Annotated in this window: 12 protein-coding genes and 1 pseudogene; 9 read left to right on the top strand and 4 right to left on the bottom strand. The window is 62.2% G+C overall.

Going from position 1 to position 13,835, the window contains the following annotated elements:
• Nucleotides 1-579 precede the first annotated feature (579 nt).
• The 7 genes and pseudogenes from ACIOAU_RS06965 to ACIOAU_RS06995 all read left to right on the top strand — a co-directional run.
• Nucleotides 580-717: pseudogene (locus ACIOAU_RS06965) on the top strand (HAMP domain-containing protein); the annotation flags it as partial.
• Nucleotides 718-750: 33 nt separating this feature from the next.
• Complete coding sequence (locus ACIOAU_RS06970; protein ID WP_401181125.1) at nucleotides 751-1,572, top strand: methyl-accepting chemotaxis protein; 822 nt, start codon at nucleotides 751-753, stop codon at nucleotides 1,570-1,572.
• Between the two features lie 269 nt (nucleotides 1,573-1,841).
• Nucleotides 1,842-1,994: a hypothetical protein gene (locus tag ACIOAU_RS06975; RefSeq protein ID WP_401180896.1), complete on the top strand. Its 153-nt coding sequence runs from the start codon at nucleotides 1,842-1,844 to the stop codon at nucleotides 1,992-1,994.
• 174 nt (nucleotides 1,995-2,168) lie between these two features.
• Complete coding sequence (locus ACIOAU_RS06980) at nucleotides 2,169-2,882, top strand: AraC family transcriptional regulator (RefSeq protein WP_401180899.1); 714 nt, start codon at nucleotides 2,169-2,171, stop codon at nucleotides 2,880-2,882.
• A 104-nt stretch (nucleotides 2,883-2,986) separates the two neighbouring features.
• Entirely contained in the window at nucleotides 2,987-4,426 is a 1,440-nt protein-coding gene (locus ACIOAU_RS06985) for an efflux transporter outer membrane subunit (protein WP_401180901.1), read from the top strand.
• Nucleotides 4,423-5,568, top strand: coding sequence for an HlyD family secretion protein (locus ACIOAU_RS06990; protein WP_401180904.1), 1,146 nt, complete (start codon nucleotides 4,423-4,425; stop codon nucleotides 5,566-5,568). Before ACIOAU_RS06985 ends, ACIOAU_RS06990 begins: the two co-directional genes overlap by 4 nt.
• On the top strand, nucleotides 5,558-7,072 hold the full coding sequence (locus ACIOAU_RS06995; RefSeq protein ID WP_401180907.1) for an MDR family MFS transporter: 1,515 nt from the start codon (nucleotides 5,558-5,560) through the stop codon (nucleotides 7,070-7,072). Before ACIOAU_RS06990 ends, ACIOAU_RS06995 begins: the two co-directional genes overlap by 11 nt.
• Nucleotides 7,073-7,074: 2 nt before the next feature.
• Here the strand turns inward: ACIOAU_RS06995 and ACIOAU_RS07000 are convergent, their stop codons facing one another.
• On the bottom strand, nucleotides 7,075-7,989 hold the full coding sequence (locus tag ACIOAU_RS07000; RefSeq protein ID WP_401180910.1) for a LysR family transcriptional regulator: 915 nt from the start codon (nucleotides 7,987-7,989) through the stop codon (nucleotides 7,075-7,077).
• 119 nt (nucleotides 7,990-8,108) lie between these two features.
• On the opposite strand from ACIOAU_RS07000, the gene lysA reads away from it, so the two are divergent.
• Nucleotides 8,109-9,341 (top strand): diaminopimelate decarboxylase, encoded by a 1,233-nt coding sequence (lysA, locus tag ACIOAU_RS07005; RefSeq protein WP_150572987.1) that lies wholly within the window; start codon nucleotides 8,109-8,111, stop codon nucleotides 9,339-9,341.
• 255 nt (nucleotides 9,342-9,596) lie between these two features.
• Here lysA and ACIOAU_RS07010 read toward each other — a convergent pair whose 3' ends face one another.
• The 3 genes from ACIOAU_RS07010 to ACIOAU_RS07020 form a co-directional block, all read right to left on the bottom strand.
• Nucleotides 9,597-10,619 (bottom strand): methionine synthase, encoded by a 1,023-nt coding sequence (locus ACIOAU_RS07010; RefSeq protein WP_401180913.1) that lies wholly within the window; start codon nucleotides 10,617-10,619, stop codon nucleotides 9,597-9,599.
• Between the two features lie 27 nt (nucleotides 10,620-10,646).
• The gene (locus tag ACIOAU_RS07015; RefSeq protein ID WP_401180916.1) at nucleotides 10,647-11,630 is read right to left on the bottom strand and encodes a DUF1852 domain-containing protein; all 984 of its coding nucleotides are present in this window, start codon (nucleotides 11,628-11,630) and stop codon (nucleotides 10,647-10,649) included.
• A gap of 194 nt (nucleotides 11,631-11,824) precedes the next feature.
• On the bottom strand, nucleotides 11,825-12,412 hold the full coding sequence (locus tag ACIOAU_RS07020) for a TetR/AcrR family transcriptional regulator (RefSeq protein ID WP_401180919.1): 588 nt from the start codon (nucleotides 12,410-12,412) through the stop codon (nucleotides 11,825-11,827).
• 135 nt (nucleotides 12,413-12,547) lie between these two features.
• Between ACIOAU_RS07020 and ACIOAU_RS07025 the strand changes: the two genes are divergently transcribed.
• Nucleotides 12,548-13,756 (top strand): MFS transporter, encoded by a 1,209-nt coding sequence (locus ACIOAU_RS07025; protein WP_401180922.1) that lies wholly within the window; start codon nucleotides 12,548-12,550, stop codon nucleotides 13,754-13,756.
• Nucleotides 13,757-13,835: the final 79 nt, after the last annotated feature.

Below are 13,835 nucleotides of genomic sequence, written 5' to 3' on the forward strand. Positions count from 1 at the left end.
ATCACCGCCTTCATCAGTTACGCCCAATACTCCAAGTCGCAGGACATTCGCGAGCAGATCGACAACCGCTTGCGCACCGTCGCCTACGCCGTCCCGCGGGTACTGGGTACTGACTATCTCAGCCGCACCCGCGAGGCCAATGGGCTGAAAGCCGGTGAATACGAAGCGCAGGTACGCAATCTTGGCGAGTACGCGCAGGAGGTCAATCTCAAATATGCCTACAGCTTGATGGTGGATGCGCAGGGCAAAGTAATTTATCTGGCCGACAGCGCCAGCGCCGATGACATCGCCCGCGGCACTTATTCCAAACACCTGGAGCACTATAGCGACGCAAGCCCCGCAGCGGTCGAGGCGTCACGTAGTGGCCAGGAGAAGTTCGATGAATATACCGACAGCTTCGGTAGTTTCCGTTCGATTTTCCTGCCTTTGCACAACGCCAGCGGCCAGCAGTACATCGTCGGCGTCGATGTCACGCTAGATGCACTAAATGCGGCGATTCAGGCCAGTCTGCATCGCTTGCTGCTGATTGGGGCGGCGTCGTTCCTGGTCGGTTTGCTGTTGTCCTGGTTTGCCGCCCGCATGTTGGTGCGTGGCATTCATCACCTGACCCGCCAGTTGAATGACATTGCTGAACGGCGTGATCTGTCGACTACCGTCACGGTGGTCAACGGCGATGAAATGGGTCAGATGGGCAAGCACTTGTCCAACTTGCTTCAAGACCTGCGCCAAACCTTGGGCAGCGCCTCCGGCATGGCCGAGAGCAACGAGCGGCTGGCAGAAATTTTTCTCCAGCTCGCTGACGAAATCAACCAGCGCATCAAGCACGCCGGCGTGCAGTTGGCCGATATCAACGAACACGGCCAATCCATCCGCCAGGCTGCCGAGAGCTCATCGAGCCTGGCCGATACGGTACGCGTCGACCTCAAATCAGCCGTTGGCGAATTGAGCCTGACTCATCAAGAGTTGAAGCGACTGATCGGTGACGTGCACGGCAGCACGTCGGCCAGCATCGAACTTGCCAGCGACCTGCAGAACCTTAGCCGTGAGGCTGAAAAGATCAGTCAGGTGCTGCAGATGGTCGCCGCCATTTCCGACCAGACCAACCTGCTCGCACTCAACGCCGCCATCGAAGCCGCACGGGCCGGTGATGCCGGTAGAGGCTTCGCAGTGGTGGCCGATGAAGTGCGCAAGCTGGCCGGACAGACCCAGGGCGTGCTGAACGATGCCAACCAGGTCATCAGTGCCGTCACCAGCGGCATCCGCCAGATCGCCGAACGGATGAACAGTACCGCCGAACAGTCGCGCAGCCTGGCGCAGACCTCCGACAATACCCTCGGTGTAATCGATGGTCTGGTGCGCCAGATGGGTCAGGTCAGTAGCGCGATGGACCGTGCCCTGAGTAGCAGTGAAGAGATTCAGCACGCGGTCACCGACATCTCTGGCCGGCTGGGCGGCATGCACGAAACCTTTGAACATACCTCGCAGGGCATCGCCGAGATTCACGATTCTGCGACCACCCTGGGCAGTACTGCCAGTGCACTGAAGGGCGGGCTGAGTGCATTTCGCACGTGATGGCGTGAACGCTGCCAAATCTGCCAGGCCCAAGCAGCCCCTCGTCAGTGGGGTAACGCTTCGGCGCTCAGCGTCGACTTGCTCATCGCTACCCCTGGAATAGGCCGCGAAGCGCTTTCGCTGTATGCGCTAGGCGCCGAGCATGTGGTCGACGTCGATCAGTCCGCCGCATTCCTGCAGCAAGCCCATGAACTCGCCGCAAGAAAGCCATTGTTTATGAGGGCCAGGGTGAGGGGAATGGGCTGACGTCGTATTGGCACATCCACCGCATGAGCGACATCGTTACCGCTGTGCTGCAAGCGTCGCTGCAACTGCAGGCGTTCACCGAATACCCGTACTCGAACCGCGAAGAGCTCTATGACATTTATGAGAGCAACGAGCTGCAGGTGCCGATGTGTTACACCTTGCTGGCTGTGAAATAGCTGCAACCGCAAGCAGGAACAAGCGCACGCTTATTGCGATAAAAAGCAATCAGCAACCGAAAAACGTTCTAAAAAAGCAAAATCCAGGCAGAATACCCCCCCGGGAAAGGAACATGTTGCAATAAGTCACCACCAGCCAACGGTATAATCAGATCCCTTCAAACGGAGCGATCCATGCAAACGCTGGGAAGGGATTATCAACACGGCGAGCACGTTGCCCATCACTGCCACGGCGAAGACCAGCTGATCTACGCCGCCAGCGGCATCATGCGTGTCAGCAGTGACGGCGGTAACTACGTCATCCCCGGCGGGCATGCCCTGTGGGTACCGGCCGGGGTCGACCACGCGATCGCCATGCAAGGCCAGGTGCGCATGCGCACACTGCTGCTTGAAGCGCACATCGACCGCTGTCAGGTGATCGTCGTTTCCGGATTGCTGCGCGAATTGATTCTGGCCGCGTCACGCCTGCCCGACCGACAGGACGGCGAACACATCCGCGCCCTGATCAAACACGAGCTGGCCAACGCGGCCCACCTCGATGCCTTCGTAGCGATGCCGCAGCATGCGCGGCTGCGAGCGTGGTGCGAGCGCTTTCTCGACGACCCGGCCCAAGACCTCACCCTGGAGCAATGCGGCAGTCAGCTCAACCTCAGTGCCCGCAGCGTGGCGCGGTTGTTTCAGCGGGAAGTGGGCATGTCCTATGGCGAATGGCGGACTCGCGCGCGGGTCATGCTCAGCCAGCAGAAGCTCGCCGAGGGCAAGCCGATCCTGACGGTGGCGCTGGAGCACGGTTACGAAAGCGCCAGCGCCTTTGCGGCCATGTTCAAGCGCACGCTCGGTCAGGCGCCGAGCGATTGGCAGTTGCGCCTGCTGGGCAGCAGCGACTAGCCAGCAGGTTGTCCCGTTTGCACGCATGGTTGGCGCGCTTGCGGCAGCGGCGCAGCGGGCGCGCTGAGTAACCTCGCATCACAGCCCCTGATGCGACATTTGTGATGCCTTTACGCCAATCCTCCCCCCGCCCTACCCGGCTTGCCTTGGCCATGCTCTGTGCGCTGACTGCCTGCGCCCGGCAACCTGCGCCCGCGCCGCCCCCCTTGCAGATTGATGCCCTGGCCAGCGTGCCCATCGGTACCAGCAGGCAGGCCCTGCCCGAGGACTGGTGGCGGCTGTTCAATGATCCGCAGCTTGACCGCTGGGTACAGCGCGCCCTGGCGCGCAATCAGGACCTGGCCCAGGCCGAAGCCAACGTACAGGCGATGCTGGCGGGCATTGCCGAGTTCGACGCCCAACGCTGGCCCGCCACTGCACTTGGCCTGGCAGCCACATACGGTAAAACTGCCGATGATCAGACCCTGGCCAAAGCCACCGACAGCCACGCCTCGGCGCAGTGGCAACTCAATCCGGGCATCGAGCTGGCCTATCAGGTCGATATCTGGGGGCAGGTACGCGCTGCCATCGAGCGCGCCGCGGTGCAGGCCGACGCCAGCGCCGCAGCACTGGACCTGGTGCGCCTGAATGTCGTCACTCAAACCAGCCGCGCCTACGTCCAGCACTGCACCTTCAGCGCCCGTCTGAAGCAGGCCAGGCAATCCCTGCACAGCCTTGAGCGCAGCGTGCAACTCAGCCAACGCCAGCAGCAAGCGGGCATCGCCACCGAGCTGGACCGTGAGCGCCTGCTCGCACTGCGAGAGCAGCTGCGCGCCGAATTACCGTTGCTCGAAGCGCACCGGCAGATGGCCCTGTACGAGCTGAACATGCTCAGCGGCCAGGCTGCGCCGGCAGAGGCCATAACCTGCGACAGCCCGCCCACGCTGGCGGCTGCGCTGCCGCTCGGCGATGGCTGGCAGTTGCTCGAGCGCCGCCCGGATGTGCGCCAGGCCGAGCGTGAGCTGCGCGCCGCCGGGCTGGACGTCGAGATCGTGACCGCCGACCTCTACCCCAAGGTCAGCTTTGGCGCTTCGCTGACGGCCGCCGACCAACACCTCGGTCACCTCGGCGACAGCCGCGCGGTGATGTTCGGCATCGGCCCGCTGATCACCTGGCAGTTCCCCAACGTGCGCGCCAACCGCGCCCGAGTGCGCAAGGCCGAAGCCTTGCAGCAGGCCCAACGGGCTCATTACCGAGGCGTCGCGCTGGCCGCATTGAAGGATGTGCGCCAGGCCCTCGCTCGCTTCGACGGTGAGCGGCGAAGCCTGCTGGCCGTCACCGCTGCGCTGGAGCACGGTCAACGTGCGCATGCACTGGCCGACTTCAATTACCGCGCCGGCGCCCTCGACGGCCTGGCGTTGCTCGACAGCGAACGCGAGCTGATAGGCCTGCGCGCTCGCCAGGTCGACGCCCAAGGTCGTCTCGCCCAGGCCCAGATCAACCTGTTGCGCGCCCTCGGCGGCCGCTGGCAGGCACCCATCAGTAAAACCGGAACCCAACCATGAACAGTGCCGTACAACCCACCGTGCCCAACGCTGCCGAGCAGCGCAGTAAAACCACAACCCGGCGGCGCCTGGTGCTGACGCTAGCGCTCGCCGTGACCGTGGTCGCGCTGGTGGCGCTGGCCAGTTATTGGTGGACCACAGGCCGCTATCTGCAGAGCACCGATGACGCCTACATCAAGGCTGACTGGGTGGCGCTGAGTTCGCGCGTGGCGGGCAATGTGGCGGCCGTTGAAGTCGAAGACGACCAACCGGTCAAGGCCGGAGACGTGCTGGTGCGCCTGCACGATCGCGACTACAGCGCCCGCCTTGATCAGGCAAAAGCCGGTGTTGCCCAGGCGCAGGCGGCACTGCTCGCAGCCGCTGCCAGCCAGCAACTGGCGGCCGAGCGGATCACCCTGCAACGCCAGGCCATCCTCCAGGCGCAGGCCGCCCTGCGCAGCGCCAAGGCCGAAGCACGCCGCAGCCAGCTCGATGTCCAGCGTTATCGCGAACTGGTGCGTGACCACGCCGCCACCGCGCAACGGCTGGAAACCGCCACCAGCCAGGCCAGCCAGGCGCAAGCGGGCGAGCAAGTCGCCCAGGCCGCGCTGCAGCAACAGCAAGCGCAACTGAACATGGCCAAACTGCGCGCCGCGCAGGTCGATGCCGAACTCCAGCAGTGCCAAGCGACCCTTTCCCGCGCGCAAGCCCAACAACGGCTGGCCGAACAGGATCAACAAGACACCGTGATTCGCGCCCCGATCGCCGGGGTGGTCGGCCAACGCCGAGTTCGTGCCGGGCAATATGTAGTGCCAGGCCAGCCGCTGCTGGCAGTGGTGCCGTTGCAGCAGGCCTACGTCGTGGCCAACTACAAGGAAACCCAGCTGGAGCACATGCGCCCCGGCCAGCCGGTACGTATCGCGGTCGACAGCTTTTCCGACCACGACCTGCAAGGGCATGTAGCGAGCTTGTCGCCGGCCTCCGGCAATGTCTTCGCGCTGCTCCCGTCCGATAACGCTACCGGCAACTTCACCAAGATCGTGCAGCGCTTCCCGGTACGCATCCTGCTCGATCAACCGTTGCCGGATCTGCCGATCCTGTCCGGCATGTCGGTTGTGACACGGGTCGACACGCGCCCGGGGGCAAGCACCGATGAGCACTGAGCAACCGGTATCGTTGCGTGCCTGGGTGGCAGTGCTGGCGGGGCTGTTCGGCTGCTTCATGGCCGGCATGAACGTACACGTCACCAGCGCGGCGCTGCCCGAGATTCGGGGTTCACTGGGGGCCAGCTTTGAAGAAGGCTCATGGATATCCACGGCCTATCTGGTCGCGGAAATCGTGATGATCCCGCTGACCGCCTGGCTGGTCGAAGTGTTCTCCCTGCGCCGAGTGATGTGGACCGGTTCGTTTATCTTTCTGCTCGCCTCGGTAGCCTGCTCGGCGGCACCCAATCTGGACACGATGATTTTCATCCGGATCATTCAGGGCGCGGCTGGCGCGGTGCTGATTCCGCTGTCGTTCCAGCTGATTATCACCGAGCTACCGGCGCGCAAGATGGCCATGGGCATGGCCCTGTTCAGCCTGGCCAACAGCGTCGCCCAAGCCGCCGGCCCGTCGCTGGGCGGCTGGCTCACCGACGCCTTTTCGTGGCGCTGGATCTTCTACCTGCAACTGGTGCCGGGTATTGCCTTGCTGCTCGCCATCGCCTGGTCGATCGAAGCCAAACCGATGCAGCTGGCGCGCCTGCGCCAGGGCGACTGGCTGGGCATCGCCGCCATGGTCATCGGCCTGGGCGGGCTGCAGATCGTGCTGGAAGAAGGCGGCCGCCTCGACTGGTTCAGCTCGCCGTTGATTGCCGGCCTCAGCCTGATTGCCGCCGTTGCGCTGGTGCTGTTCGTGGCGACCCAGCTGTTTGGCTCACGTGCCTTCATCAATCTGCGCCTGCTCGGCCACTACAACTTCGGCGTGGCCAGCGCGGCGATGTTCATCTTTGGCGCGGCTACCTTTGGCCTGGTCTTTCTGGTGCCCAACTATCTGTCGCAGCTGCAGGGTTTCAGCGCCCATCAGGTCGGCGTGGCGCTGATTGCCTACGGCGTGGTGCAACTGCTGCTGGCGCCACTGATGCCCCGCCTGATGGGCTGGACCAGTGCCAAGTTCATGGTCGCCAGCGGCTTTTTGATCATGGCACTGGGCTGCTGGTTGGGCGCGTGGCTGAGCGCCGATGCCGGCAACAACGTGATCATTCCCTCGACCGTGGTGCGCGGCATTGGTCAGCCGTTCATCATGGTGGCGTTGTCGGTGCTGGCCGTCGCTGGCCTGGACAAGCGCCAGGCCGGCTCAGCCTCGGCGGTGTTTTCCATGCTGCGCAACCTCGGCGGGGCCATCGGTACGGCGGGGTTGACGCAGATCGTCGCCAGCCGCGAACGGCTGCATAGCGAGCGCTTGCATGAGCACGTCACGCTGTTCTCGCCCGCCCTGCAGGAGCGTATCGGCCAACCGATGCAGAGCTGGCTGCTGCAGCAGCAACAGCTGCTCGAAGGGCTGGCCGGGACGATCCGCCGCGAGGCCTACCTGATGGCCTACAGCGATGCATTCTATGTGTCGTGCCTGGCGCTTACCGCCTGCGCAGTCGCGGCCCTGCTGCTGCGCTCGGAACGGGCAAAGTGAATTTACAGCCCCGTAGCCAAGGCATCACTCAGCTTGCGCGCTTGCGCCCGCAGCGCCTGGCAGAAACGATCGACCGCCGCCGAGCCGGGGCGGTGGTCTGGGCGAACCAACATCACTTTGTAGGGTACGCAGACACTCAGCCTGCGTATCGACAGGCCACGGCGCGCAGCGTCCAGGCCACTTAGCGGATTGATGACTGCCACGCCCAGCCCTTGCCTGACCATCGCGCATACCGAGGCGGCATTGGTCGTCTCGATGACGGTGCGCCGGTTGACGCCTGCCGCGCTGAAATGCTGATCCAGCTGCTGGCGATAGGTATCCAGGCTGGAGAGGTTGATGAAATCAACCTGGTGAAAGTCACTGAGCTCAAGCTGGCGCTTGTCGAGCAACGGGTGCTGATCCGGCAATAGGCAAACCATGCTTGCGCTGAACAACAACTCAGCGACGGTCCCGTGTGGCGTTTGCTCGACCTCGGTGAGCCCAAGGTCATGCTGTTGTGCAATCAGAGACTCTTCCAGCAGTGGCGACTCTTGCGCTTCGATCCGCACGCTCACGCCGGGGTAGTGTTGATGAAAGCTTTGGCACACCTCTGGCAGTAACGTCTGCGAAAACAGTGGCAGGCAAGTGATCGCCAACCTGCCCTGCTCAAAGTTGCGAATGGCCTGGGCACAGCGATCGATACGCTCCAGAGCGATATACGACCGCTCCACTTCCTCCAGCAGCAGCAACGCCTGCGCCGTCGGCTTCAAGCGTCCTGCTTCGCGGTCAAACAGGCTCAACCCCACCAGTTGTTCGAACCTCGCCAGTTCACGGCTGACGGTAGGTTGCGAGGTGAACAGCAGGCGTGCAGCCCCGGTCACGCTGCCGGCTGACATGATGGCCCGAAAGATCTCGATATGACGAAATGTAAGCTTCACAGCGGCACCGACGCAGCAGAATTGCCATATCAGATATGAATTGCTGACACATAAAAAGCTATTTTTATAAATACGTCGCTTACCGCAACCTTGGGTCCCTCCCGTACAAGGATTACCCCATGCCTGAATCCACCCCCTTCCACTTGCTGGCCAGCGCAGTTCGCCGCCATGGCTCGCCGTTGTGGGCCTACGACGCAAACACCATCAACGCCAGGATCGACCAGTTGCAAGGCTTCGATCTGGTTCGCTATGCGCAGAAAGCCAACCCGAATCTGCATATCCTGCGCCTGATGCGCGCGCGAGGCCTGGCCCTGGATGCGGTATCACTGGGCGAAATCGAACGGGCCCTGGCTGCAGGCGCCACGCTCGATCGGCAGCCAGCAGAGCTGGTACTGACCAGCGATGTGCTGGATCGCGCGACGCTGGCGCGGGTGGTCGAAGCGGGCATCGAGGTCAATGCGGGCTCGATCGACATGCTCCGACAGCTGGGCGAATGCTCCCCCGGGCACCGGGTGTGGCTGCGGATCAACCCGGGCTTCGGCCACGGCCACAGCCGCAAGACCAACACCGGCGGCGAAAACAGCAAGCATGGCATCTGGCACGAGCAACTCGGCGAGGCCCTCGACTGCATCCGCGCTCACGGCCTGCACCTGGTGGGCGTGCACATGCACATCGGCTCAGGTGTGGATTATGCGCACCTGGAGCAGGTCGCCCAGGCGATGGTCGAGTTGGTCGGCCGGCTGAACATGGATATCGAGGCGTTCTCGATCGGCGGCGGGTTATCGGTACCGTACCGGGACGGCGACACTCCGGTCGACATCCAGCGCTATGCCCGGACCTGGGCAGCGGCGAAAAGCCAGATCGAAACAATGCTTGGCCATGGCGTGCGCATGGAGATCGAGCCGGGGCGGTTCTTGCTTGCCGAGTCGGGTTACCTGGTGACCGAGGTGCGTGCGGTCAAGCAGATGGGCGGCAACCGCTTCATCATGGTCGACGCCGGCTTCAACGATTTGCTGCGCCCGGCGCTGTATGGCAGTTATCACCGGATGACAGTGCTTGATGCCAACGGCAATCCAGTCGAGCGGCCATTGCAACTGACTCAGGTGGCTGGCCCGCTGTGCGAGTCGGGCGATGTTTTCACCCAGGACGAGCACGGGCTGGCGGCGCAGTTGTTGCCCCAGGCCTGTGTCGGCGACCTGCTGGTGATCCACGACGCAGGGGCCTACGGCGCCTCCATGTCGTCGAACTACAACAGTCGGCCGTTGTTGCCCGAAGTGCTGATCGAGGATGGCGATATTCGTCTGATCAGGCGCCGACAAACCATTCAGGCGCTATTGGACCTGGAACTGTAAGAACCACGCTGATCGACTCGGGCCGAGCCGATCAGCGGCATTTCACCAGCGCCAAGCGACACGATCACCTGCGCAAGCAACGTGAACGCTCGCTGAGCGATGTCGACGCGCAGCTGCTGGAGGATCAAAGCCCTTGCGCGCATGAGCAATTGGGCACTGCCCGCGAGGCTGGCGCGCTGAACCGCTGCCTGGACACACTTGAAAGGTGCGCTGGCGGATCTGTAGACCAGACCCGCCACTGGCCCGGCAGGGGCTTCAGAGCTCTCGGCGAACGATCTCTGCACCCGCACTCAGCGCGCTCAGCTTGCCCTGGGCAACCTGCCGGGGCAACGGCGCCATGCCACAGTTGGTGCACGGGTACAGCTTGTCGGCATCGACGAACTGCAGTGCTTTGCGCAAGGTGTTGGCCACCTCCTCGGGCGTTTCGATGGTGTGGTTCGCCACATCGATCGCGCCGACCATTACCTTCTTGCCACGAATCAGCTCGATCAGGTCCATTGGCACATGGGAGTTGTGGCATTCGAGCGAGATGATGTCGATGCTGGACTTCTGCAGTTTCGGAAACGCCTCTTCGTACTGACGCCATTCCGAGCCGAGGGTCTTCTTCCAGTCGGTGTTGGCCTGGATGCCGTAGCCGTAGCAGATATGCACCGCGGTTTCGCACTTCAGGCCTTCGACTGCCCGCTCCAGGGCAGCAACGCCCCAGTCGTTGACTTCGTCGAAGAACACGTTGAAGGCCGGTTCGTCGAACTGAATGATGTCGACGCCTGCCGCTTCCAGTTCCCTGGCTTCCTGGTTGAGGATCCTGGCAAATTCCCACGCCAGCTTTTCACGGCTTTTGTAATGGCTGTCGTAGAGCGTATCGATCATGGTCATGGGGCCCGGCAGTGCCCACTTGATCGGCTGATCGGTGAGCTGGCGCAGATACCTGGCGTCTTCGACAAACACCGGTCTTGTCCGCGCAACAGCGCCTACAACGGTTGGCACGCTGGCATCGTAACGGTCACGGATCCTGACAGTTTCGCGCTTTTCGAAATCAACCCCGCTCAAATGCTCGATGAACGTGGTGACGAAGTGCTGACGGGTTTGCTCACCGTCACTGACGATATCGATGCCCGCCTGTTGCTGCGCTTGCAACGACAGACGCAGAGCATCCTGTTTACCCTCAGTCAGTTCATCGCCTTGCAGCTTCCAGGGCGACCAGAGTGTTTCGGGCTGGGCCAGCCAGGAGGGTTTCGGCAGGCTGCCGGCAGTCGAAGTGGGTAGCAGTTTTTTCACGGTAGATAACCTTGCTTTGTAAACGGCTCAAACCGCGTAGTTGGCGGCCCACTGTTCGAGAACAGCGCGGTGAGGTTTGATGAAGTGTTCGGCGACGAACTGGCCCTGCTCTTGCGCCAGCCGGCTGCGCTCTTCGCGGTCATAGACGATGCGCGTCAATGAATAATCTTCATGTTGCAGGCTTGGCCGGTACGACTTGCCCGCCGCGGAATTGGCGTTGTAGATCTCGGGACGATAGATCTTCTGGAAGGTGTCCATCGTGCTGATGGTGCTGACCAGCTCAAGCATTGTGTAATCGGCCAGCAGATCACCCGAGAAATAAAACGCCAGCGGCGCAACGCTGTTGGGCGGCATAAAGTAACGCACCTTCAAGCCCATCTGTTTGAAGTATTCATCGGTCAGCGAGTAATCATCCTGGCGATACTCGATACCCAGCACCGGGTGGTGATTGTCGGTGCGCTGATACGTCCTGCTGGTGGAAACGCTCAGGCAGATAACCGGGGGCTTGGCGAAGTGCTCGCGGTAGGCGCTGGACGTGACGAAGTGCTGGAACAGCTTGCCGTGCAGCTCGCCGAAGTTTTCCGGAACGGCAAACTCGGACGCGCCTTTGTTGTGCTGCAACAACAGCACACTGAAGTCGTAATCGCGCACGTAGGAGGAGAAGTTGTTGCCCACCATGCCCTGGGTACGCTCGCCGGTGACGCGATCCACTACGGTCGCCTTCAATATCTCGATCAACGGCAGGCCGCGCGCGCCGTCAGGTGCACCGAGGTCCATTTCAACCGAGATGATGTCCAGTTCGACGCTGTAGCGGTCCGCTGTCGGGTTGTCCCAATGGGCCAAGGCATTGAAGCGGTTGTCGATCATCTGCAGGGTATTGCGCAAGTTCTCCCGGCGGTTGCTGCCGCGCGCCAGATTGGCGAAGTTGGTGGTAATGCGGGTCTTTTCGCAGGGTTGATAGTTTTCGTCGAAACGAAGACTTTTCAGGGTAAAGGCAAACTGGTTATTCATCGCAACCTGACATCCTGTTGAGCGAGATGAAACCCGAAACCCGAACGCACATTTCCAGCAGTGGGCAACTCGGGCTTCAGTTTTATCGCGTAACTAAGTAGGACGTAGTCTAGGTTGCTGGCTGTGTGCAAACTAATGAAACGATTTCACAGCATCATTAGGCATATTCATGCAGGTATCCAGAGGTCCTTGGATCATGCTCTAAGCAGCAAACCGCGCAGCAGCAACTCCAATGCCGCGCTGGCCCGCTCCAGCTTACGGGAGGCTTGGTCGCCCTCCGCGATCCAGAACGCCGCTTCCGACAGACTGCCATAGATCAAGGATGCCAGCGCTTCCGAGTCTGCCTCGGCTACTACGCCTTGCGCCATCAGTTCATCTATCAACCCCGTCATCGACTCGACACAGTGGCGCTGCGCCTCAGCCGAGGCAGGGCCCAGCACCGCTCGGGCATCACGCAGCAACAGGCGCTGGATTTCCGGCTCGAGGGCCATCTGCAGATAGGCCTGGCAGCGACCGCTGAAGCCTTCCCAGGGGTTCTCAGCGGAATCAGAAATGGCCTGCAGCCGTGCGTCCACCTCGCTGTCGACCTGCTCGACTACCGCCGCCAGCAGCCCTTTCTTGTCACCAAAGTGGTGATATAGCGCGCCGCGGGTAAAGCCCGCCTGGGCGGTCAGGTCATCCATTGAAGTGTCGGCATAGCCACGCTCGGTGAACACCTTGCGCGCGGTGGCGAGCAAGGCTGCGCGGGTTTCTTCCATCTCGACACGGGTGCGACGAACCATCTGCGTTCTCCTGGCTACGGCCTGAATGATGATTTACATACGCAGCGTATGAATATACGATCGCTTTCATACACAGCGTATGTATTTTCCCTGCATGGGCAATGCACATGCAAGTCGGCATTTCAGGAGATCCCCATGGCCCCCACCTATCGAGCACTGTTCACCGCACCTGGCAGCACTGCTTTTACCGCCGCAGGCCTGCTGGCGCGGCTACCTCTGCCAATGACCGGTATCGGCATCATCACCCTGTTATCCCAGCTCTACGGCAGTTATGCCCTGGCAGGCCTGGTCTCGGCGACCTTTGTGCTGACCTACGCCCTGCTCTCGCCGCAGCTGTCGCGGCTGGTTGATCTGCATGGGCAACGCCGCGTGTTGCCGGTCGCGACCGCGATCAGCGTGGTCGGCCTGTTGATGCTGGCCGCCAGCGCCAGGTGGCAGGCGCCAGTCTGGTGTTTGTTCATCGCAGCACTGCTCGCCGGGTTCATGCCAAGCATGTCGGCAATGGTGCGGGCCCGCTGGACCGCCCTGTATCGCGGCCAGCCCTGCCTGCAAACGGCGTATTCGCTGGAAACGGTCCTTGACGAAGTGACGTTCATCCTCGGGCCACCGCTTGCGGTAGGCTTGTCTGTGGCGGTGTTTCCAGAAGCTGCGCTGTTGCTGAGCGCAAGCGTATTGGCGCTTGGCGTGACGGCGCTGCTGCTTCAACGTGCTACCGAGCCAGGCGTTGCTGCTGCCGATAATCTGGCTACACCAGCATGCTCGGTCATCCGCCTGGGCAGCGTGCGTCTGCTGACGCTGTTGATGGTGTGCATGGGCATCATTGTCGGCACCGTCGATATCGCCAGCGTGGCATTCGCCGAGCAGCTTCAGCACCCGGCAGCTGCGAGCGTGGTACTGGCCGCATATGCGCTCGGCTCTTGCGCGTCCGGCTTGCTGTTTGGCGTTTTGCAGACGAACGTTGCGCTGCATCGACAGCTGCTCATCGGTGCAGCCGCTACAGCCGTAACTACGCTGCCGCTGATGCTTGCGGGCAGCATCCCTGCCCTGGCTGCCGCAGTACTGGTGGCGGGCCTGTGCTTCGCACCCACCATGATTGTGGCGATGACCCTGATCGAGCGGTTGGTCCCTGAACAGCAAGTGACCGAGGGCATGACCTGGCTGCTGGCTGGGCTGAATGTTGGCGTGGCTATGGGCGCAGCGGGTGCCGGGCGAATCGTTGACGGCGCGGGTGTCCACGCTGGATTTGCCTTGGCCCTGGGGGCCGCCTGTGCAGTGCTGCTGGTGGCACTGCAGGCATCGCGAAAGCTGCACAGCCAGCAAACGGCTGCGCTGATGACTGAGTGAACGGTTCGCGCCACCTAACTGGCGCGCCTTGATAACAGACCGTTGGATGGTTGGGGGCTGCCGCGCAGCCCCCATGTCG

The sequence above is a fragment of the Pseudomonas sp. NPDC088322 genome (genome assembly GCF_044740745.1).
Taxonomy (GTDB): Bacteria; Pseudomonadota; Gammaproteobacteria; order Pseudomonadales; family Pseudomonadaceae; genus Aquipseudomonas; species Aquipseudomonas shirazensis.